Source organism: Nostoc sp. KVJ20 (genome assembly GCF_001712795.1).
Lineage (GTDB): Bacteria > Cyanobacteriota > Cyanobacteriia > Cyanobacteriales > Nostocaceae > Nostoc.
In genome coordinates this window covers 39,959-63,047 of the sequence record NZ_KV757632.1, presented here as the reverse complement: position 1 = coordinate 63,047, position 23,089 = coordinate 39,959, and the positions used below count along the sequence as shown (strand labels likewise).

Below are 23,089 nucleotides of genomic sequence, written 5' to 3'. Positions count from 1 at the left end.
AAAAACTATTGGGGAATAAAGTGAAGTTGCCTTAAGACTGTTTCCTCAACAAGCAAAATGTCTGAATTAGATGTGCTTTAGATTAACTGATAGCCTAAATTACATCTATTTCTAGAACAATTGAGGATTGAGACGCAGAGCTTCCCAAGAATATGAGCAACAGTTGTGTAGCTTTTGAGGAGTTGGTAATGCTGTTGATCAAGGCACTGAATTTGATTTGCGTTTTGATCGGCAGGATTGATGCCAACTATATATACAAAGCTTGCAGTTGAAATACTAAGCGATCGCTGAAGATTTTCGTGTGTCAACTGTATATATCTCTGTCAGAAAAGCTGTGTAAAAGATGTTAGCATAACATCCTGTTTTCTGGTAATTGTTCCTTTAATAAAAAAGGCATTACCCTACAGTAGTTAAACCACAGCATAGATATTTCGGAATTTTTGTGTCACTTCTCTACGCCCACTACCGCGATGACGTGGCGCATCATCTGGATTTTGTTCAGATGCCGCCGAGAGCCACTGTTCCGAAGTAGGCGTGGAAGGCAGCGCTGTTGATAAGTGATTGACCATTGCTTGGCAGTTAGAAGCTAAGGGGCCGAACACCAGACTCGATACTAAAAGTGAAATGGCAGCACGCATAGCAGATGTCTATTTTGGAACTCTCCACTTCACTGATACTTAGCTTTTTAATGAATATCCGGACAATTAATCAAAAAGTATTCTGTTTTACTGAAAATAAACTCTTCTTATCCTCCATTTAAATGTTCGACTAATAACCAATTACCAGAGTGATTATGACGGCCCCACAATGTAACTAATTGTTCGTGGGGATAAGCGCGTAATTGCTCGTCGATATGCGATCGCAAAGTCACAAGCTGCCAATTTTGCCCTTGATATGCGGCTGGTGCTGTGACAGTAAATCTGTATTCCTGTTGATCCAAGCAGGAAAAAATACCTTTGAAACAGTTACTTTCCCGAATTGATGCCTTGTCAAAAGCAGAGTCAGGGTACTCATTCCCCGATGGGAAAGGGCAATAACCACTAGCTGGATAGGTTTGTGGGTTATTTAAGTAATACAGTTGCCAGTGCAGCCAATCCGAACGATTGGGTGGAAGATTAAAGAAAGGAATAATTGCTGTTTTTGAGCGATTATCTTCCAATAAAGCTGTTTGTAGTGCCCTAATAGGTAAATCCCTCGGCTGGCAGTTTAACTCAACACACATTGCCGCCGCCATCCCTGCTGCTTGACCAATGCCCATAACCACAGGTTGTAATCTGGTGGCGCCATTGGCAATGTGGGAGACAGAAATATTCTTTTCACATACCAAAAAACCATCTGTGGTGGCCGGAATAAGACAACTGTAGGGAATTGTAAAGGGCGTCCCAGTCCAGCGTCCCCCCCAACGGATAGATTTTGGTTGCAGTGGAAATTGAACGCCAGGATAATGATGGTCATTGGCGTAGTTACCAACTGCGATTGCTTCGCAAACGCCAGGGGCGAACGCATCATTAAATATAGATGCAACTCTACCTTCAGCGATCGGCAAAATATCCTGTTCTCGGACAGTAGTTAGCCCCACTAAGCGGCGGCTTTCCCGGTAATAGGGATGCAATGCAAAAGCTGTAGAGGCGTGAGGAAATACTTTTTCTGCTAAACCATAGCGACGACCAAGCTGATTTTGGATAAAATGGGCAAAATTTTGGCTGTGCCAGCGAGATTCTTGGATGAATTCACCTCTGGATACATCTGACTCTATCAGCCCCCCTACTCCTTGGCCGTAGTCATTGCCACAGATTGGCCAATTAATCATGAAGCGATCGCCAGGTAAGCGTCCATAATTCAAAAACGTCTCTGCTCCATAGCCATCCCAAGCACCTGTAAACTCGGATGGATTATAGTTAGGGGCAGCCGGAATTTCTGGTGCAATCGCTTCACCAAAATCTTGCATAATCACTACATAAGTGGGTGCTTGCACAGGATATTTCTGAGTTAAAGAGTTAAAAGTCACTGGGGCGCTGGGTTCTCCCCACTGCGATCGCAATTCCCAGCCCCAACGATAAGGTATTTCAGCTAAAGCTAATAAATCTCCTAACTCTGTGCCATCGAGAATAATTTTGGCTGTGACAGCAAAATCAGCAAAGCGCACACCAGTAATCAAATCACCTTGGCGGAACACCTCTAAAGGCACTTGTCCAGAAATCCAGTGCAGATTAGGTAATTCATGCACCCAATCTGCAAAAATCTCTGCCCCAATCCGGGGATCGTAACTAAAAAAGCTTACCCAGCTATTATCTAATCCTCCGGGCTGTCTTTGTCGCAATTCCTGCAAAAACGCACCCCATAACCCGGTTTGAAAGGCTTCTAATTCGTTGCCATCGGGTACAGACACTCCAGCTGAAGTGAGCATTCCTCCCAACCAAGGAAATTCACTCACCAAAATGGTTTTGGCTCCCCGTCGCGCTGCTTGGATAGCAGCCGCAGTCCCTCCAGTTCCCCCACCGACAACTAAAACATCAGCTATGTATGTCTGATTAACCATCACTTAACCTCACTGGAGTTTCGACATATTCTCTCCAGATAGCTTGGCATCAGACAAGATAATTTATTTTGTTTTTCGGATATTTCGTTTATGTAGTGTGTATTATAAGATAGTGAATGGTATTGACGGCGTAAAGTCCCATAATACTAGAGGAAGTAATAACGATGTCTAAATATAGCGTGCTTTCAGAGTCTGTAATATCTCCACAGCTAGAAGCTCAATCTATCGAACTGGAGCGCATACTGAGCGTTAAAGGTTCCCAGGCAAAACTGGTAGGGGCTAACGGAGAAAAAATTACCATTCCTGAACCGATTTATCAAGTACTACTTCAAGTTGTCCACGCAATGGCATCAGGTAAGGCTATATCTATAATTCCTCAACAACAGGAATTGACGACACAACAAGCGGCCGAATATCTGAACGTATCACGTCCCTACCTGATCAAGTTATTAGAACAGGGTGACATTAATTACATTAAGGTGGGTTCGCATCGCCGGGTTCGTTTTGATGATTTGATGAAATATAAACAACACCGAGACACCAAGCGCCGAGAAGGTTTGAAGGAATTCACTCAATTTCTGCAAGATGAGGGGTTCTATGATGAGGAAAGTAGCAAATTAGACTAACAAGATGCTTTCTTTCTCTGTTGTTCTGGACTCCTGCGTTATCTACCCCATGCCTCTGTGTGATACCTTATTCCGTGCTGCCGAAGCAGAACTTTACGAAATTCATTTTTCACAAGAAATTCTAGAAGGTGCTACTCGCAATCTTGTAAAGAAGGGAAAGATGACAGATGCCAAGGCTGCACGCTTTCAAGAAATGCTCAAGATACATTTTCCTGAAGCAATAGTGGAAGTACCAGAACATCTAGTTGCATCAATGACAAATCATCCAGGTGATTACCATGTTGTCGCTGCTGCTATAGTTGCGAAGGCAAAAGTGATTGTTACTGCTGATTTAGATGACTTTCCAGCAGAAGCTTTAAAGCCTTGGGATATTGAGGCTTGGCATCCAGATGATTTTTTGGTTTATCTTAATGACCAATTCCCAGGAAAAATGATTCAAGTAATTCAGCAGCAATCAGAGGATCTCAAAAACCCTCCGATGACCATTGTTGAATTGCTGGATAAGTTAGAAAAAAATAATGTTACAAAATTTGCTGGTAGTATTTGCTTCCATGAATATTCTGATGTAATCGTGCAAATTGCCAAAACAACTTTGAAGAGTAAATTTGCAAGAATAGCACCAGAGGGTGGTCGATATTTTGAGGGTGAACGGTATCGACTCTGGCAGAATCGGGGAGTTTTAACAATTACTGCCAAGGACAACCGAGGAGAGATTCTGCGGTTTCAGAATGGGGAAATTCAAGGAAAGCTCTCATCAGAGGATATCAAGGCATTCCAACTATTTGAACAAAGCTTAGAGCAACAATTAGAACAGGCTAAGACAGAGAAATCACAAACCTGATAGCCTAACGTTGACCACTAACTAATGTTACATCTAGTATCGTTGAGCGGGAAAAAACAACGTGAAAGCACAGGTATTTAGAGGCGTCAATCAACTCTCTTACGAAGATATCCCAGTTCCAACCCTAGAACCAGATGAAGTGCTGGTACAGGTGCGGGTTGTGGGGTTGTGTCAGTCAGATATTAAAAAAATTCGTTATCCACTTTATGAACCGCCGCGCATTTTTGGACATGAAACTGCCGGCACGATCGCAGCATTAGGCAATAATGTCAAAGGTTGGCAAGTTGGACAACGGGTGGCGGTAATGCACCACATCCCTTGTATGCGTTGCGCTTACTGCCTAAATGATAATTTCTCCATGTGCGATGTCTACAAAAACATCTCCACAACCGCAGGCTTTAACGCCAGTGGTGGCGGTTTTGCCGATTATGTCAAAGTTCCCGGACATATTGTGGAAAATGGTGGGTTGATTCCCATCCCGGATAATATCAGTTTTGAAGAAGCGAGTTTTGTAGAACCAACTAACTGTTGCTTGAAGGCTGTGAAAAAAGCCCAAATTGCTCCAGGACAAACTGTATTAGTTACTGGTGCTGGGCCAATTGGGTTAATGTTCATTATGTTGGTGAAGTATTTTGGAGCAAAAGCGATCGCTACCGATTTACTACCCTCTAGAATTGAAAAAGCTTTGAATGTCGGCGCAGAGGCGGCTTTTGATGCTCGTGATCCCGATTTACCAGCCAAAATTCATGCCTTAACTGGTGGACTAGGTGTTGATGTTACCTTGTTGGCTGTTCCTAGTGAGAAAGCTTTCTTTCAAGCACTTGATTGTACCCGCAAAGGTGGCAAAATCTTGTTTTTCGCCGAATTCCCTGATGAAGTCGAAATTCCCATCAATCCTAATATCCTCTATCGTCGGGAAATTGACTTGATCGGCAGTTATAGCTCATCTTATCGGCTTCAGAATCTATCAGCCGATATTGTATTTAATCAGCGAATTGACGTGCAAGCGTTGATTAGCGATCGCTATCCATTAAAAGATTTATCAGCAGCAGTGGAGCAAGCGATCGCACCAACACCGGATACTTATAAAATCTTAATTTATCCGTAATCAGAACAAAGACGCAATGAATCGCCGTCTCTACAATAATCAGTCTTTGTAGAGACGGCGATTTATCGCGTCTCTTACCTTAACCGAACTCTCCCACTCTCCCCTTGTCCCCAACAAAATGCTTATTACCTTACCTCTCGTAGCTCTACTAGCTTTCTACGTCGCCTGGAATCTCGGAGCAAACGATGTCGCTAACGCGATGGGAACCTCTGTCGGTTCCAAAGCTGTCACCCTCAAACAAGCGATAATAATTGCTGGGATATTAGAGTTTACGGGTGCTGTGTTGTTTGGACATGAGGTAACGGAAACTCTCGCAACGAAAATTGCTAATCCCGCCTTATTCGCAGCTACACCCCAAATATTCGTTACTGGGATGGTAACGGTACTAATTTCTTGTGGTGTGTGGTTGCAAATTGCTACATCACGCGGTTTACCAGTCTCATCTTCTCATGCCGTTGTTGGTGCGATCGCTGGATTTAGTTGGGTAGCTTTGGGAGCAGGTGCAATTGATTGGTCATCAATTGGCTTCATCACCATTGGCTGGATTTTGACACCATTAATTAGTGGTGCGATCGCTGCTTTATTTTACAGTCAAATCAAGCACTGGATTTTGGATCAACCCAATCAAGTAGTGCAGCTACAAGAATGGATTCCCTGGTTGAGTACTTTGCTGCTAGGTGTATTCGGCGTGATTGTATTACCATCCCTGACTGAACCGCTCACCAATTTTGTAATTGAGCAAGTTGGTTTCAACATTCCTGCTTACGACATTCCACTGTTAATCGGTTCAGCAACAGCAGTTGGACTCACAATCATTAGTTGGCGACAGTTAAAAGAGACGGAAGAAGTGTTTCTCACTTCCCAATCCCCAGAGGGGGCCCCACCATCCCCAATCCCCAATCCCGTAGAAAAATTATTCGGACGATTCCAACTGCTAAGTGCTTGCTTCGTAGCCTTTGCTCATGGTTCTAATGATGTGGGAAATGCGATCGCTCCTTTAGCTGCGATCGTTTATATTAATCGCACTGGTAGTGTACCTACTGATGGTATTACTATCCCTCTTTGGATTTTAATTCTTGGTGGTGCTGGTATTGTTGGTGGTTTAGCTGTCTGGGGTAAAAAAGTCATCGCCACCATTGGTGAAAACATCATTGCCTTGCAACCTAGTAGTGGATTTTGTGCCGAACTTGCGACTGCTACCACCATCCTCATCGCCTCCCGGCTAGGTTTACCAGTCTCCACCTCCCACGCTCTCGTCGGTGGTGTAGTTGGTATTGGAATAGTGCAAAATATCAAGTCGATTAAGTTTCAAACACTAAAAGGCATTGCCGCCGCATGGCTAATTACAATCCCCGTGAGTGCTGTTCTTAGCGCTGCCATTTTTAGCATCGCCCGGATTTTATTCTTCTAAGAATTATTAATATTTTCCTAACTTTTTCCTCTACTGCATTTACTCAAAGTAAAACCTAGACTGCAACAACGCCAAAAAAGCGTGTTTTTGCAGAATTGCTGCTCATTCATTTAGAATGTTGTGCAGGGGATAGCGTAACTTTGAATTTCCACAGAAAGATACTTTAATCTCCATTTAGAGATATAAACTGTCACACAAGTTACATTCCACACAAATTTACAGCTAGTTTCGCAAGTCAGACAATTTTGTGGCGATAGGGTACGCATCTGCAAGTCTTTGACAATTATTATTGGCAGTAAAACAATAAATATTTATTTGGAGTGAGATTTATTTCAAAGTAAAAATCTCATTGGCAAATATATTGATGAAAATTAAGCTGGCCAAAAATAAAAAAAGTCTTAGTTCAAGGGACTTCCAGTGGTGGTGATAATTCCAAAATCTAAAACCTAAAATCCCAAATCGAATGGATAAATACTTGTAAATGCTGAAGAGAATACGGTGTACTAAGCCGTGGAGCAAACTTGATACTTTGCCAACCTGTGTCTAGTATGACAGAATTACGTTGAAATGCGGAAGTGCTGTTAAAATTTTTAATTTATCTGACAAAATACAGGAAATTAGGATGACCGCCAATAAAGTGTACCGGAAGCAGCTTTATCGTCAAGGTGTTAGAGGTTAGAAGCTAATGGGGCGATTCGAGAAGCAACCAGAAAATCCGAGAGTCAGAGGCGAACTATCCAGAGCAGCGGAAAATGCTCTTTGGGCTGTAGTTGAAGACTTAGAAAATCTTCAGCAGAATGTTCTCAGAGCCTTGCAGGAAGACGTAAAGCGGCTTCAGTCAGAAAAAAATCGGTTATCTGATGAGATTCAAAGCTTGGTAGAGGAAAAAGAGCATTTACAACAAGTGCGCCAAATAACTGAGCAGCAAGTGTTAATTCGTCAGCTAGCAGAAGTTCTGGCGAAGCATATATCTTCACAACTTCAATCCTCTCTGGCAACTTTAGCTAACCAAAACATAGAGGGCAAATCTTACGAACAAGCTGCGCTGAAGTCTGCTGAAGTGAGCAGCAATGTAGTAGGTGAAATCAATGAAAAAGTCGAACATATGTTTGACAGTCTGGATGATACCGTTACTGTTACCTTTAACTCGCTGCAACAAGAGCTAAAAAACTATCAAAGTAATCTTTCTCAACAGCTGTCACGGATGTACAGCCAGCAGCAGCAAGGCGAAACGATTTTGACGGAATTTGTTAATCGCCTGCATGGAGAACTAGAAAAAACTATAGAAGAAACTTCACGCAAACCAGCAACATCAGGTATACCTACTGTTTTGCAGTTTACGGAGCCAGAAAAAAACAGTTCTTTTCAGACATCCCCCCCACCGTCTAGCGAAGTAGTAAGAAATTCCCCTGAGCCAATTTCCCCAATCCAGAATAAATTTTTAGAAAGGGAAACGACATCAGAGCCGACAGTTGTTAGAGAAACCGCCGCGAACCCAATTTCTATTCCCAGCAAGGATTTGTCGCAAAGGGAAACACCACCAGAGGCGACAGTTGTTAGAGAAACCGCCGCGAACCCAATTTCTGTCCCCATCAAAGATTTGTCGCAAAGGGAAACAACACCAGAGCCGACGGTTGTTAGAGAAAACGCCGCGAACCCAATTTCTGTCCCCATCAAAGATTTGTCGCAAAGGGAAACGACATCAGAACCTCCTGCTGCTGTAGTTCCGCCACCAAAGGATAATGTCACAGAACCAACTTCTGTCTTAAATCAGGACTTACCGGAAAACGCAACGACATCAGATTCTCCGACTGCACCTGTGTCACAGCCGAGAATAAAGCGCCCTTCTCTAAAGCTCAATACTACTGAACCAATTTCTGTCCTTCGCAAGGATGTATCACAGAACAAAGCTCAATCTCCATCAACCACTGCGCTAGAACCACAGCCGCAAGCAAAACCCCCACAATCGCGTAATTCCTCCGGCTTATCCACACTTCAAATCGGTTTCTTGTTGATTGTCTTATCGGCAGTGATATCGTCGCTTTATAACGTAGCCATCAAGATAATTTTCCACGAAGGTTCCCAGATTTTTGGAGTATTAGAAGTAGAGCAGTTGCTACCACCGACTTTGGGCAATACTCTGTTAATTTTGACGTTACGGTTTATGGTAGTGGTACCACTGATGGTACTGTTGTCTCCTATATTGCATCCAAGACTGTGGCAAGACTTGGAAAACTTGGCTGCTTCAGTCCGAGGAAATCCCACACCTACTAATGCAGCTACCAAGCAGATTTTGGTGTTATCGATTGTGAGTGGCTGCTTTTTGTTTTTGTCTCAGGTGCTAATTTACATTGCGATCGCTCAAGTCACAACTGGAATGGCGATCGCACTGTTCTTTATCTATCCAATGGTTAGTGGTCTATTGTCGTGGTTTCTGTTTCGCGATCGCCCTACAATATTCCGCATCGGTGCGATCGCCGCGATTTGCTGCGGTGAATTGCTGGTTTTGGGAGGCTCTCCCGCCATAGCTATGGGTAATACTTCAACGGGAAGTAGCACCGCCCTGCTTTCGGGCGTTGCTTTTGCGGCTTACATAATTTTGACAAGGGTTTGTGCTAGCAAACTGCATCCCGTAACTTTTACTTTAATTAACTTCGCTACCATGTTGTTGTTGAGCTTTATCTGCTTGATGCTACCTTTTTGGAACTTGGTAGTTGACAGTTCTAAGATGCTAGAACTGGTTTTAAGCGCGTTTATTTTGGGTGTGCTGACTCTTGGCGGCTATTTGCTCAACAATGTTGGTATTAGTAAACTAGGTGGCTCGCGAGCGGCGCTCATTGGTGGTACTATCCCAGTTTTAACGGTGATTTTCGCTGGGTTAATCATTCAAGAGAATTTGGAGATTGTGCAAATTCTGGGAGTGTTGTTAGTAACCTTTGGTGCGGCTGCTTTTAGCTTTGAAACAATGCGAAATCAGGTTAAACCCTCTAATCCGACGAATTAAATGGCGAGTTCAATCAGTTTAGGTGTGATGGGAGCTACTTTACCTCCCATCACTCTCAGCATAAATCCTGACGCTAATACGCCCACTCCTAACTTCTCTAAATCATCTGTGACAAACAAGATCCCCGACTTCTTTGAGAAGTTGGGGATTTAAGTTTTCACGAATCATTTAGGACTGTTGTACAGGTGGACATATAGCCGTAGCCACATAGGTTAGGACATTTTGAAAACCCCAAGGCTAGGAATAGTAATACTTTTACCTCCTGCCTCCTGCCTCCTACCTTCTGCCTCCTGCCTCCTGCCATAACACTTCAGAGACGAGCTAGCAGTAATCAGAATAACTTGACTTGTAATATATTTTTAAGGATTTAGCCTGATACAGGTAGGGAAAACACGTATATATAAGCAGCATGAGTAGTACTGACTCCAGCAATTGAGTACGAGTACTGGCTCAGAGAGGAGACTGACAAAGATTTAAGACTATTGCAGTACGTTTTGGAACTAGGAGATAAAGAAATAGCAGAAGTGTTTAGAGTAATACCAATTTGAAAAAAGAATGCGACAAATAGACCATTTGTAGAGACGCGATTCATCGCGTCTTTATCCAAGGATGTGTTGCAATCATTAATTGAATTGGTATAATCCGTTTTTTAAACGTGGGAGACTATTCTAGCGACATGAATATATGGAGATGGAGCGATCGCCAGTGAAACAGCGTCAGAATTTAGCACCCAGGAGTCAGGAGTCAGAATTTATAAGGAATCTAGAATAATTAGTATATTTATTCATCAAATGTTTCTCTGATTCTTTAACTATTCTGAATTCTTACGAAACAGCTAATACCTTTATTCTACGAAAACCTCTGCGAGTAACGCTAAATTCAAAATTCCTCATTTCTATGCTCTTGTGTTTGATCAGATGATATCTTTATTTCTGGCAATCTGGAAAACGTCAATTTAGTCTGCGTAGGCGTAGCCCGCCGCAGGTATCGCCCAGATACCCAGATAAAGAAGCTTAGATCATAACCTGCTACGGAGTATCCTCATTTTATAGCAACAAAGTATCTACGTAATTCAAGTCTCTCAAATACATAAAACGGCGAGTTAAAAACATACTTGAAACTAGCCAATGAATTAGTTAAATCATGAAATTTTAAAATTATTTCATGAAAAAAATATAAATTCATTGAAAAAAAATCTCTAAATAATTATCAGATGGTATCCACTATGTTTTATTATATGTATGACTAGTCACTAATTTTTTGGTTATTAGCAAACTCAACAAAGCCTTATGGCTACGCGATTGTCTCAGTCTAAATCGCGGCTTTCAGTGTCTAATCATCAATACAAAAAGATAAATAAGACTTGAATTTAGTAGTCAAAATACAAATATCATCAAACCTTGATTTAAGCAGATATAAATTATTTAAATACGCATCATTTATAAACTTTAAAATACATATTTTTATTCCAAAACCAAAAAACAATGATATGATGAGGAACAATATTTGAAAACACAACAGGCATTTTGAAATTGGAATTATTTGCTCTACTTAATGTCTACTATCTTTCCTCAAGCCAACGGCTGATACTGCCAAGACATCACTGGAGGTTGTGAACGCGATAATAGTTCACAACGAGCCGTATAGCTCAACCTCTAAATGTGGCTACCTACACCTGGTAAGCGATTTCTTTTTAGACCACTCCCAATTATTTTTAGTCACCTTGTGTACTACAAAATAATTCGCCAAAGCTGAAAAAATCATCTTTTTCGAGTAACAGATATCCCAGATGAACCGCGCAAACTAGTTTTTACTCCGAGTCGGCATAATGCCATAATTAGGTGTAAGCAGCTTGACGTTGTTGCTCTTGAAAGATGAGAAAAACTTCAGAGAACTGAAAAGCTTTGTAGATTACTTGCAACACATTTGACTTTTGGGATCTAACCGCCGTCAAGCTGAACTTGGTGATGTATGTAATTTTCCGGTCAGATGCAGGGACAGTTATAGTAACAACGACTAAATCTTCCTGTGTACCAGAAAATATGCGAAAATGGTAGTTTGGACTACTACTGATCTCATAGTTATCGCATACTAATATAGTCTGAAGTGAAGACATCGCCTTCAGCCAGGTGTATACTACCTATTTTCATTCGATTAAAAATTCTGTAAACGTGCTATTCAATTGTCTGTAATATGAGTAACGACATAGATCTGATCAAACGTCTTGACCCCAGTGCGATGGATCAGATCATGCTTTATCTGGCTTTTAGTGCCATGCGGACGAGTGGGCACAGGCATGGGGCATTTTTAGACGCAGCCGCAACAGCAGCAAAGTGTGCAATTTACATGACCTATCTAGAGCAGGGACAAAACCTGCGAATGACAGGGCATTTGCACCACTTGGAGCCGAAACGGGTAAAAATTATTGTAGAAGAAGTCAGACAGGCGTTAACAGAAGGCAAACTGTTAAAAATGTTGGGTTCTCAAGAACCTCGCTATTTGATTCAATTGCCTTATGTCTGGCTAGAAAAATATCCTTGGCAACCGGGGCGATCGCGCGTTCCTGGTAGCAGTCTGACAAGTGAAGAAAAAAGACAAATTGAGCAAAAGCTGCCCAGTAATCTACCTGATGCCCAGTTAGTTAGCTCTTTTGAGTTTCTGGATTTGATTGAGTTTTTGCACAGGCGATCGCAAGAAGACTTGCCACCCGAACACCAAATGCCTTTGAGTGAAGCTTTGGGTGAGCATATCAAGCGCCGTCTCCTCTATTCAGGAACAGTAACCCGCATTGATTCTCCTTGGGGAATGCCCTTCTACGCTCTTACCCGTCCTTTTTATGCCCCAGCAGACGACCAAGAACGTACTTACATCATGGTAGAAGATACCGCTCGGTATTTCCGCATGATGAAAAATTGGGCAGAACGACGACGAAATGCCATGCGCTTGTTGGAAGAACTTGATATTCTTCCAGAAAAAATGGAGCAAGCTATGGAAGAATTGGATGAAGTTATTCGTGCCTGGGCAGATAAATATCACCAAGATGGAGGAATTGCAGTGGTTTTACAGACAGCTTTTGGCGAAAGAGAAGATTAGTACAATTGTGCAAAATTCCAAATTACCAAAGGCGATCAATTAACGTGACTTCGACCAAACTCTCTCCAACTCCTCTCCGTGTTGGAGAAGAGTATTATAGAATTTTTTATTTATTTGAATCAGAATCACCAATAGGGGCGCACACCTGTCATTGGTATCAACTTAACGCGAAACCTCGCGTCCGCCTGGGATTGTAAATCCCTGTCTCATAGCTAAAGTCATCTGAAGAGGACTTTAGAGCGCGAAGATTTTCAGTCTACTGAAGTAGACTTGAGTAATTAGTCTCTTAATTATATTCCCTGGCGGGTGAACAACACTTAATCAGTACGTTATTTTTGGCTTAAGTTGACACTAATGCACACCTGTGCGCTCCTACAATATTGTTTATTGCAAATAATTCAAGTTTTGACTAAGCTTATCTTCAATATATATACTGATTTGTTTTAAATCAAAAGTTAATATCATACATTAGTCACCCAAACAATACTTACCAGTAAAACATTCTAAAAACAACTAAGCTCAAAATGTCTGCAAGGTTCGATACATTGCAGCTTGATGCAGCGCGACCTGTTATCAGCGGGCGATTCCTTTTGGTGTTGTTCCTGGTACAGGTTTTTTATTGGTAACTAATTTTACTTTTTAATGGATTTAGTTTTGTTTAACCGTTTTTATACTTGGCTAAGTCCAAACCATAACATTATTGCCCCAACAAAATTTGATTTATGTTAACCACCTCCACCACTACTGTCCCAGAAGAGAATAACTTAATTCAGTGTGATGCTGATCCCGGATTTATCTCTTGGCTGAGTCAAGCCGGAGGTTCAGTTGCCATCACCACCTACCAAGCCGGGAAACTAGCAATAGTAGGCTGGAATGGACAACAGATTACCATGCTGTTACGCCAATTTTCCAAACCAATGGGATTGGCAGTGAATGGTTCACGTTTAGCACTGGCTAGTCATCACGAAGTCTGTTTATTAGCCAATGCCCCCGCCTTAGCTTATGAGTTTTTAGAAGACCAGCCCGGACGGTACGATGCCCTTTATCTGCCACGGATGACATATTTTACAGGCGACCTGAACATTCACGACCTGGAATTTGGCAGAGAAGGGCTGTGGATTGTCAACACCCGTTTTTCCTGTCTTTCTACCTTGAGTCCAGACTTTAGTTTTGTACCGCGCTGGCATCCCAAATTTATTTCCGAAGTAGTGCCAGAAGACCGTTGTCACCTGAATGGTTTAGCGATGGTGGATGGCAAACCCAAGTATGTGACTGCCCTCGGTACGACAGATACCGTCGGGGGATGGCGGCCGGGTAAAGCCAACGGTGGGGTGGTAGTGGAAGTAGAGAGTAATGAAATTATTGTAGATGGATTATCAATGCCCCATTCCCCAATTTGGCATGACGGGTTTTTGTGGTTACTCAACTCTGGTGCTGGGGAAGTATGGCGCATTCATCCAGAATCAGGAGACAAACAGGTAGTCTGTGTACTCCCTGGATTTCTGCGGGGATTATGCTGCGTCGGGTATTACGCCCTAGTGGGACTATGCCAGATTCGGGAACGGCATATTTTTGGAGGGTTGCCCATTACCCAACGGTTTGAGCAGTTGCTTTGTGGTGTGGCAATTGTAGATTTGCGAAATGGGCAGCATGTAGGGATGCTGAAATTCACCACAGGCTGCCAAGAACTTTATGATGTGCAGTTTCTTGCTGGTGTACAGCGTCCGATGGTTTTGAATTCGGAACGAAAAGAAATCCGCCAAGCATTTACAGCACCAGAGTTGAACTACTGGTTGCGACCGAGTGCGGTGATACTGTAATCAATAACTTGTCGGGTTTTGGGGGAAAGGGGAATGGGAAAGGGGAATGGGAAAGGGAAAAGAAAAAACCTTTACCCCTTAACCTTTAACCTTTTCCCCAAACCAGATTCCGAGTTAAAAGTGATTAACCGAGAAGTATTGATACTGTAATTGCCTAATCTTTGCTATATGGTCAGCAAAGTTAAATTACCCAGTCAGTTGGAAGCTTTTTAATATTATGTAGAGTTGTAATATATAAGGTTGGGTTTCGCTGTTGCTCAACCCAACCTTGTATCTGAGAAATAGTAGTAGATCAGATGATTTATGTTTTGGTAGTGCCTGAATTGGGTTGGCAAATAGCCAACTCTATATTCAACCTGTATTTTCAATCAATTACACAAAGCACTGTCAATTTAATTAGTGCCGGGTTGTGCTGGAACAAGCGGTTGCGTTGGAAATGGGGTATTCTCGATACTGGGATTTGATCCCGCAGGAATTACGGTAGGCGGTGTAGATGAAGATGAAGCGCCAACAACACTATCATCAGCACTGATACAGGTATCTAACGCTTGAGTAGCGGGAAAGTCTATTTGACTACGCAAGCCAACCACACACTGGCCAAAACGCACGGGTAACAAACTACGTCCACAGTACTCTAAAACTGCCGGATTAGCTTCTTCCTTTGTATTTAAGCTGACGCCAACTACACAGGTAGCTAACTCTTCAGGACGCCGGGCCTTCCCACAAGAAGAAAGCGCATCTGTGGCAGCAATTTCGGTTTCCTTATCAATTTTAACCACGCAAGCAGCCAAATCCCTGGGACGCAGTGCTGCTGCACAACCTTCTGATGCCGCTTCTGCCGTTACACCCACGCTCAAAAGGCGACCCGCACAGACACTATAATCATTGCTGTAGGAAGCTGCGATCGCTGTATTGGGTAAGATCGTTGTCAACCATCCAGCTATAGCCAAAACTGGTATTGTTAAATTCCTTGAGGTCGAACTGGCTTGTTTGTTCTTCCCTCTGTTAACCACTTTTTTGCTCATTGACATTGCCATTCTCCAAACACCCAAAGTTATGCTAACTTAAATATTTTAAAAATCCTCTGCAATTAAAGAATTTCAGGGGGAGCAAGGTATAGACATAAATTAATTATGGCGGAAATTGTGTTACTATAACTGTTTGAAAGATAAGTAGGCAACGTAAAAAGTATTTCAAAGTTAAGAATACTACGTAAACCAATCTGATGATTGAGTAGCCTACGAAACTAAATAAACACAAAAAAGTTATGGGCAGGAGTACGGCGTGACAGGTCGGAATTCAGGCTTGGAGGCTAGTTTGTCGGGTTGACCGATTAAAAGCAACTGGCGCAAAAATCGATGCGTCTACCTTGGTGAGATACGTCTTACCTCGGTAAGCAGCTTCAAAAAACCAAGAATCCCCTGATTAAAAATTAGGGGAGTGTCAAAATTGAATGTTTCGGTAAAGTTTAAACAGGATTAGATTAAGGAAACTCATGTCCCGATATAGAGGGCCCCGCCTCAGAATTGTCCGTCGCTTAGGCGACCTACCAGGATTGACTCGTAAAAGCGCTAGACGCGCTTACCCACCTGGTCAGCATGGTCAGAACCGTAAGAAGCGCTCTGAGTATGCTATCCGTCTAGAGGAAAAGCAAAAACTCCGCTTCAATTACGGTTTGACTGAAAAGCAATTGCTCCGCTATGTGCGGAAAGCTAGACGTGTTACTGGTTCTACCGGACAAGTGTTGCTGCAATTGCTAGAAATGCGTTTGGATAATACCGTTTTCCGCTTGGGTATAGCTCCGACTATCCCAGCGGCTCGCCAACTGGTGAATCACGGTCACGTAACTGTTAACGGTCGTGTGGTGAATATTGCCAGCTACCAATGCCGTCCTGGTGAAACAATTGCAGTCAGAGATCGGGCACAATCACGCAAATTGGTAGAAGCTAACTTGCAATATCCCGGTTTGGCAAACCTTCCCAGTCATTTGGAGTTTGACAAAAATAAGTTGGTTGGTAAAGTCAACAGCGTTATTGAGCGCGAATGGGTGGCATTACAAGTTAATGAACTACTTGTGGTTGAGTACTACTCACGACAAGCGTAATATTCATTTGTCCCTAGTCATTAGTCATTGGTCATTTGTCATTAGTTTAGGACTTACGCACAATCCACTAGTCTAAGCAAATGACGAAGGACAAATGACAAAGGACGAAGGACAAATGACTAACCGCCAATTTGCGACATGGTGCGTGTATATGTACCTAAAATGCCAGAATCGCGCCCCTTAAAGTTAATTTCTGGCTTGATTCCGAGTAAATGCCTCACCTGCTCTTGTAATTGAGCGGTGCTAGTGCCAGAACGCAGAGCAGTTTTTAAATCTATTTGACCAGTTTCATTTAATAAACAGGGACGCAGCCAGCCATCCGCACTCAGGCGCATCCGGTTACAGCGATCGCAAAAACATTCTGACATTTGACTAATAAATCCCAGTGTCCCCTTCGCACCGGGAATTTTAAATACATCAGCAGGGCCAAAACCACGAACTTGTGATTCTGTCAAGCCCCAGCGATCGCGGATTTGTTGCCGTAAATCGGCTGAAGATACCCAACCGCGATCGCCAAATAAATGCACATTGCCAATGGGCATAAATTCGATAAATCGAACGTGCCACTGTTTTTCAATCGTTAAGGCGGCTAAATCTAGAATTTCGTGGTCATTCACACCTGGAATCACCACCACATTCAGCTTCAGTGGGTCGAATCCAACTTGATGAGCAGCTTGAATTCCCTGCCAAACTTGTTGCCAACGAGAACGTCCCTGATTACCAATAATTTGATCAAAAATGTCAGGATCAAGAGAGTCCAGACTAATATTAATTCTTCGCAGACCAGCATTGTAGAGGTTTTTCGCCATCGGAGCCAGTAAAAAACCGTTGGTGGTCATTGAAAGGTCTTCAGTTTGGGGAAAAGAAGCGATCGCTCTTACCAAATCCACCACACGGGGACGCAATAATGGTTCACCCCCAGTCAAACGAAACCGATTAAAACCTACTGGAATAAATACCTCTTGAATTAAGGTGAGCAACTCCTCATCAGTCAACAGCTGTTGCTTGAGAATATAGTCCAGTTCTACTCCCTCTGGCATACAGTATTGACAACGAAAGTTACAGCGATCGATTAAACTAATGCGGAGGTAGTCTACCTGGTTCATCGTTTTATTTTTATTCTCTCTGATCAATGAAAGACCTCACTGAGGTGGTTTACCCCTTCATACTATATTTGTTGTAATTCAAAATACCGCACTCCCCCTTAAGTGATAGTCCGCAGATTGTGGCATAATAAGCCGATCGCATCCACTAGTTAGTCATCAATCGTGCAAGATACCGACTCCATCAACGACCTTGCTGCTGCGTTACTACAGCCAGCAGATATTAGCTTTGAACTGCCCGATCCAGAAGATGAACAGATTTTAGAGTCAGATTTTCAACAGCAGCTCGAAATAGCTTGGCAGGTATGCGATCGCTTTGATTTGCAAACTGAAATCTGGCGGGGGCGAATTTTACGGGCTATCCGCGACAGAGAGAAAGTTGGTGGCGACGGACGCGGTACTGGTTTTCTGCGATGGCTAAAAGAGCGGGAAATCAGCAAAAGTCAAGCATACTCCTGGATTCAACTGGCGAATAGTGCTGATAGTCTGATCGAAGACGGTAAACTTGACCCCGGTTCTGTGAACAATTTCAGTAAACGGGCATTTGTGGAAACCTCCAAAGCATCGCCAGAAGTGCAACAGATGGTGAGTGAAGCCGCCCAAAAAGGCGATCGCATCACCAGGCGAGAAGTGCGACAACTCAGCGATGAATGGACAGCCATGTCCTCAGATTTATTACCTGAAGCAGTTAAAGAAAAAGCAGCAGATAACACCCTTCCCCCGCGCTACATCGCCCCACTGGTGAAGGAAATGGAAAAACTGCCAGAATCGCATCAAAAGTTTATCCAGAAAGAAATAGCTGCCAATCCTGATGTGGATACGCTGAAACAGGTAACTACCGAAGCGCGTAACTTGGCGAAATATCTCAAAGGGGCGGCTCAAGTTCAGGCGCTAACGCAGGAAAATGTTGATATTGAAACAGCCTTAGAAGAAGCGCAAAGAGTTGGCTGTTTGAGCATTGCTGCTGATTTGGTAAATCAGGCATCGCAGATTGAACAAACGATCGCTAAATTGTACATGACTTGGAAACGGATCGGTAATTTAGCAGATCGATTATATGTAGATACTGGTGCAAGTACACCCAACTTGCGATCGCTCCTCACTTGCTTGGAACCTCTGGGTGGTGAAATCATGGAATTGCAACTTAGTGGTGCGACTGAACACACTGTTCGTCTGCAAATTCAGGAGACGAGTTAGGGAATAGGCATCGCGCATGGCCGCGAAGTCAAAAGGGCGGTTAGAAACCCCGTCTACACCGACAAAACCCACCTCCGTGGGTTTCAAACCCTCAATTTCCCCTTAGTCCGCGGATACAGACTTCGTTTGTGTAGCCGCGAATTGAAATTCGCCTTGGCTATAATACCAATTCTCCAAAATGAGGAAACAAATGTAAATCAGGAAAATTCACCCGCCAGGGATTGTAAATCCCTGACTAATTGCTCAAGTCTACTGAAGTAGACTGAAAATTTTTGCGCTATGAAGTCCTCTTCAGAGGACTTTAGCTATGAGACAGGGATTTACAATCCCTGGCGGACGTGCGGTTTCGCGTTAAGTTGACACCAGTGACAAGATGCCCATCCTACAAGAAAATTTGGGATGTTTTTTTATTTGGAAGTCCCTAATACCAATTTGAAAAAAGAATGCGACAAATAGACCATCTGTAGAGACGCGATGAATCGCGTCTTTAGCCAAGGATGTGTTGCAATCATTAATTAAATTGGTATAAGTTTCTTAATTGCGAATTGTGTTAGCGACGCAGGAGCGTAATTGCGAATTGGTATAAGTTGACTGTTCATCTTCTAATTAGCAGCGCAAGATGTAGCGGTGAGCGAGGAGTTATGGGGCGATGCAGTGGGTACTTGAGCAACCAGAACGACATTACCATTGGCATCTGTAACCCACCCTTGGGCTTCTACAATTTGAGTAGGTTCATTGACAGAATTAGCTTTCTGTGATTTTTCTTCTGTGTTTCGCTGCGCCTGAACAACCGCTTTTTTCTGAATACCGCTAGCACGTTTCTGACTCTCTGGAGAGAGTGTGATCCAATCTGCCAGCACTGCATCCTCAGCTATCAATGGCTGCGTGGGATCGGCTACTAATCCTCCACGCCCAGTAGCAATAAATGAACTTCTGGCTATTTTTCCACCAGAATCACAATCAGCAGCAATTTGCTGCGAACCATCAACCAGATTTACGGGTAATTCCACTAATCCCTTACTGGGGTCAACATCTGGTGAGTTGATTTGTACAGTGCCATTTAATGAAGGGTTTTGCTGAGAAAATGCGGTGATGTCACTTGTTCGCAGGTTATTGGGGTTTATTTCCTTTGGATCAAGCCTTTCTACATTTGCACGAGTGCGGGGCACAAATCCAAAGATGTTTTTCGCGGTGATTGTGATTTTACCACCAGAGCCAGAGACGGCGTTGGCAGTGATATCGCTATTTCCAAAGGGAGCGGCGACAAGGAAGCCATTAGGTGCTTTGATGGTGATATTACCGCCATTTCCATCACCCCCTGCATTAGTGGATATTTGGCTGTTGCGGCGCATCAGTAATAAGTCGCGCAGCTGTAGCTCAATGTCCCCGCCCCTACCTGACTCACTATTAGATGTGAGTTTTCCTTTATTGTCAAGCAGGATGGAGTGAGCGGTTATATTAAGTGCCCCTGCTTTCCCTAAATTTGGTACACCCCCTTGATAGTTGACACCCTTTCGAGCTTCACTACTTACATTTATTGCAGCCCCATTGCGGACAATTAATAGCCCCGTTGTGATATCTAAATTGCCAGCAGATCCAGTACCTGTAGTTGAAGCAGACAAGCTACTGGGTTTAGAACCATTTGGAGAGGTTCCGGTTAATTCTATATACTCGGAGGCGTTCACAGTCAAATTTCCTCCTTGTCCCGTAGCGGGTTTAAATTGGTTCTCAGCAAATAGAAATTGTCCGTCAGACCGTGTTGACAACTCTGCCCCTTCCTGAATACTTAGCCTCCGAGTATTAATCGTGATGTTACCAGCATTTCCCACATCATAAGTTGCGCTAGACAATCCGCTAAATATAAAATTACCAACTGGTGAAGCAGAACTTGGAAAAGAGAAACCACCGATTAGTTCGACCGAATCTGAAGCGTTTACGGTCAATTGTGCCACTGAATCGGAGACAGAATTATCAAGAAACACTTGTGCTCCATTGCTGACAATCAACTTCCTAGTGTTGATCGTTAAGTTTCCAGCGCTTCCTCCACTAAAAGTCCCAACGATCAAAGGTGTACCAGGGCCGATTAACTCTACAGTATCTGAGGCAGTAACTGTCAAGTTTGTTGCTAGTTGCCCGCTCAGGCTATTAGCTAAAATCTGTGAAGAACCAGTTAACAGGATACGTCTACCTTGCAACAGAATATTTCCTCCACCCTCGCCACTGACATCTACATAAGAAGGAATTTCAGTTCGCGAAATTAGTTGGATGTCCTGAAAATTTTTTACACTTTCGTATCCCAAGTCCCAACCTTGATCTGTTTGCTTTATTTGAACCAGACTATTAAGAGCAACACTTCCTAGCTCTATTCGTCCTCCTTTTGCTGTTAAATTTCCTCCCTCCAGCACTAGATTACTGCCTACAAGTGCTAAGGTTTTACCTGGCTGCACCTGTAGACCAACAGGCGCTTCCAAGTAATTGATTGTCCCACCTGGACTTGCTTGGGATTGATTGCGAATGGTTCCTGATGTATCTCCAAATTGTAAGCCAACGGGAACACTGACTGTCAAAAGAGGTGTGGTTTGGGGATCTGTAGCGCTAAATTTAGTACCATCGGTAAAGCTCAGACTACTCGCCGTACTTGCCACGAATGAACCGCCGATGTTTAAAGAAGCATTGGGCCCAAAAATAATCCCGTTGGGATTAATTAGAAAGAGGTTGGCTGTACCATTAGCTCGAAGTATGCCATCAATATTAGAAATAGACTTGCCCGTTACACGAGTAATGACGTTATCAATATTTGCCGCATTGTTAAAATAGGCTGTATTGCCAGTAAGAACAGAAAACTGTTCAAAACTGTGGAACAAGTTTGTACCAAGAGTTGCTCCACCATCAATCTGATCAGTCTGTTGACCATTAATCAGGATAGGTGTAACGATTGAATTGTTAGTTCCAAGAGTGCTATCCTCTTTAATCTGTGCCACAGCACAGTACTCAGATAAAGCGAATGTTCCAGTAACTGCTAAAGAACTTATTAGACTTAACTGCCAGCACCAAAGGCTGCTGTTTTGAGTCATAACAAAATTTGCACCTTCTAAATAATGGTTTATTAGTAAAGTATTGCCGATTACTTATTAAAACTAATAATCAGGCAAAATGAACTCTGTACTTAGCTAATAAGTCAATAAATCAGTAATTTCATATAACTGGATAAGCTCTTGCTAGCTGGATGAGTAATATTAGTAGTTAGTATTTAGCAGTAGAAATCTTGAAATAGCCAAGTATTAGGTAAGAGTTCCACTGTCACAATTAGATTAGTATTCTTTACTAAAGATGTTTCATTCTTCTTAACGCCTGACAGACTTAAAGAGAGTTAGGCTTTGAAAGAATGAAACACCCCTGCATTATTTACTGTTGCAAAACTGGTTGTGACAATTCTCTTATTTCCTTAGAATGACCAGTATGACTAGATGATAGTTTACTTGTATTTAATTTACCCAACAGCCACTAGGATAGCCGGGGACTGGGCAAGGTTTACAAAATCCGCCTATAGAAAGTGTTTGAACCGTTGGTTTTTGTTCTTTAATTGTTTGCAAAAAACTCTTGGCTTGCTGATTATCATCAGCATCACTAACCTCGATTTGAGTGAAATCGAGTAAGCACTGAACTTTTAAAATATTTTGTCCTGATATGCCATATTTTTCGAGTACTTCGCCAAAATTAGAGTTCTTTAGAATATTACTCAATTCGTTTTTAATCTCGTCTTCTAATTGCTGTAATGTTTGAGCATTTATAACTATTGGCTGTACTGTTTGAGAATCCATAAATTTTGCTCTCCTTGCAGAGTGGTAAATGTGTAAACTTATTTTGTGATGTACTAAATTAACGTGAATTTGATTAGTACAGTTTGGCAACGAAAGAATTAAGGATACAGAGTCTAGAGTGGCACGAAAGCATTCGGTTTCTAAAGCTCTTGCGAACTCCCATAATTATTACTTCAGCTTGGCTAGTTATAATTACGCATTACGTAACAAAACTTCATATATTTCTGCCGGATTTCTTTAAAGCGTTGATGAATCTGGCTACTGACCGATGTTCACTCAAGAGGATTGAGTAGGCGAACACTACGCGAACGGTGGGCTACGTCAATGTACGGACATCTGAGTTGAGTACAAGAAGCGATCGCTTCTTGTGAAATTCATAGCAAAAAAGCGATGTCTACGACGGGCTACGCCAACGCACTACA

17 protein-coding genes are annotated in these 23,089 nt (G+C 42.7%); 10 read left to right on the top strand and 7 right to left on the bottom strand.

From position 1 onward, the window contains the following. Positions 1 to 410: 410 nt before the first annotated feature. Together patX and A4S05_RS18535 are read right to left on the bottom strand one after the other, a co-directional pair. Positions 411 to 638: a heterocyst-inhibiting protein PatX gene (patX, locus tag A4S05_RS18540; protein WP_069071274.1), complete on the bottom strand. Its 228-nt coding sequence runs from the start codon at positions 636 to 638 to the stop codon at positions 411 to 413. 107 nt (positions 639 to 745) lie between these two features. Next, positions 746 to 2,539: an FAD-dependent oxidoreductase gene (locus A4S05_RS18535; protein WP_069071273.1), complete on the bottom strand. Its 1,794-nt coding sequence runs from the start codon at positions 2,537 to 2,539 to the stop codon at positions 746 to 748. Positions 2,540 to 2,703: 164 nt separating this feature from the next. Here A4S05_RS18535 and A4S05_RS18530 point away from each other — a divergent pair, with 164 nt between their 5' ends. The 6 genes from A4S05_RS18530 (at position 2,704) to A4S05_RS41750 (ending at position 9,682) form a co-directional block, all read left to right on the top strand. Next, on the top strand, positions 2,704 to 3,165 hold the full coding sequence (locus tag A4S05_RS18530) for a helix-turn-helix domain-containing protein (RefSeq protein WP_069071272.1): 462 nt from the start codon (positions 2,704 to 2,706) through the stop codon (positions 3,163 to 3,165). A 4-nt stretch (positions 3,166 to 3,169) separates the two neighbouring features. Further along, entirely contained in the window at positions 3,170 to 4,006 is an 837-nt protein-coding gene (locus A4S05_RS18525) for a VapC50 family PIN domain-containing toxin (protein ID WP_069071271.1), read from the top strand. 61 nt (positions 4,007 to 4,067) lie between these two features. Further along, complete coding sequence (locus A4S05_RS18520; protein ID WP_069071270.1) at positions 4,068 to 5,114, top strand: zinc-dependent dehydrogenase; 1,047 nt, start codon at positions 4,068 to 4,070, stop codon at positions 5,112 to 5,114. A gap of 118 nt (positions 5,115 to 5,232) precedes the next feature. After that, positions 5,233 to 6,525, top strand: coding sequence for an inorganic phosphate transporter (locus tag A4S05_RS18515; RefSeq protein ID WP_069071269.1), 1,293 nt, complete (start codon positions 5,233 to 5,235; stop codon positions 6,523 to 6,525). A gap of 685 nt (positions 6,526 to 7,210) precedes the next feature. Beyond that, positions 7,211 to 9,529 (top strand): EamA family transporter, encoded by a 2,319-nt coding sequence (locus A4S05_RS18510; protein WP_069071268.1) that lies wholly within the window; start codon positions 7,211 to 7,213, stop codon positions 9,527 to 9,529. Continuing rightward, positions 9,530 to 9,682 (top strand): hypothetical protein, encoded by a 153-nt coding sequence (locus tag A4S05_RS41750; protein WP_176727041.1) that lies wholly within the window; start codon positions 9,530 to 9,532, stop codon positions 9,680 to 9,682. It begins immediately after the preceding gene. Positions 9,683 to 11,366: 1,684 nt separating this feature from the next. Here the strand turns inward: A4S05_RS41750 and A4S05_RS18505 are convergent. Further along, positions 11,367 to 11,645, bottom strand: a complete 279-nt coding sequence (locus tag A4S05_RS18505; RefSeq protein WP_069071267.1) for a hypothetical protein — start codon at positions 11,643 to 11,645, stop codon at positions 11,367 to 11,369. A gap of 77 nt (positions 11,646 to 11,722) precedes the next feature. Between A4S05_RS18505 and hetR the strand changes: the two genes are divergently transcribed. Both hetR and A4S05_RS18495 read left to right on the top strand, forming a co-directional pair. Beyond that, a complete protein-coding gene (gene hetR / locus A4S05_RS18500; protein WP_069071266.1) occupies positions 11,723 to 12,622 on the top strand; it encodes a heterocyst differentiation master regulator HetR in 900 nt (299 codons plus the stop codon). 722 nt (positions 12,623 to 13,344) lie between these two features. Continuing rightward, positions 13,345 to 14,442 carry a TIGR03032 family protein gene (locus A4S05_RS18495; RefSeq protein ID WP_069071265.1) on the top strand — a complete coding sequence of 366 codons (1,098 nt, stop codon included), beginning with the start codon at positions 13,345 to 13,347 and terminating at the stop codon, positions 14,440 to 14,442. Between the two features lie 392 nt (positions 14,443 to 14,834). On the opposite strand, the gene A4S05_RS18490 is transcribed toward A4S05_RS18495, so the two are convergent. Next, positions 14,835 to 15,473, bottom strand: a complete 639-nt coding sequence (locus A4S05_RS18490; RefSeq protein ID WP_370684465.1) for a hypothetical protein — start codon at positions 15,471 to 15,473, stop codon at positions 14,835 to 14,837. 464 nt (positions 15,474 to 15,937) lie between these two features. On the opposite strand from A4S05_RS18490, the gene rpsD reads away from it, so the two are divergent. Beyond that, on the top strand, positions 15,938 to 16,546 hold the full coding sequence (rpsD, locus tag A4S05_RS18485) for a 30S ribosomal protein S4 (protein ID WP_069071263.1): 609 nt from the start codon (positions 15,938 to 15,940) through the stop codon (positions 16,544 to 16,546). Between the two features lie 119 nt (positions 16,547 to 16,665). Here rpsD and moaA read toward each other — a convergent pair whose 3' ends face one another. Further along, a complete protein-coding gene (gene moaA, locus A4S05_RS18480; protein ID WP_069071262.1) occupies positions 16,666 to 17,652 on the bottom strand; it encodes a GTP 3',8-cyclase MoaA in 987 nt (328 codons plus the stop codon). Positions 17,653 to 17,814: 162 nt separating this feature from the next. Between moaA and A4S05_RS18475 the strand changes: the two genes are divergently transcribed. Continuing rightward, complete coding sequence (locus tag A4S05_RS18475; RefSeq protein WP_069071261.1) at positions 17,815 to 18,846, top strand: hypothetical protein; 1,032 nt, start codon at positions 17,815 to 17,817, stop codon at positions 18,844 to 18,846. 602 nt (positions 18,847 to 19,448) lie between these two features. Here A4S05_RS18475 and A4S05_RS18470 read toward each other — a convergent pair. Beyond that, positions 19,449 to 21,920: a two-partner secretion domain-containing protein gene (locus A4S05_RS18470; RefSeq protein ID WP_069071260.1), complete on the bottom strand. Its 2,472-nt coding sequence runs from the start codon at positions 21,918 to 21,920 to the stop codon at positions 19,449 to 19,451. A 411-nt stretch (positions 21,921 to 22,331) separates the two neighbouring features. Beyond that, on the bottom strand, positions 22,332 to 22,667 hold the full coding sequence (locus A4S05_RS18465) for a hypothetical protein (RefSeq protein WP_069071259.1): 336 nt from the start codon (positions 22,665 to 22,667) through the stop codon (positions 22,332 to 22,334). Positions 22,668 to 23,089 lie beyond the last annotated feature (422 nt).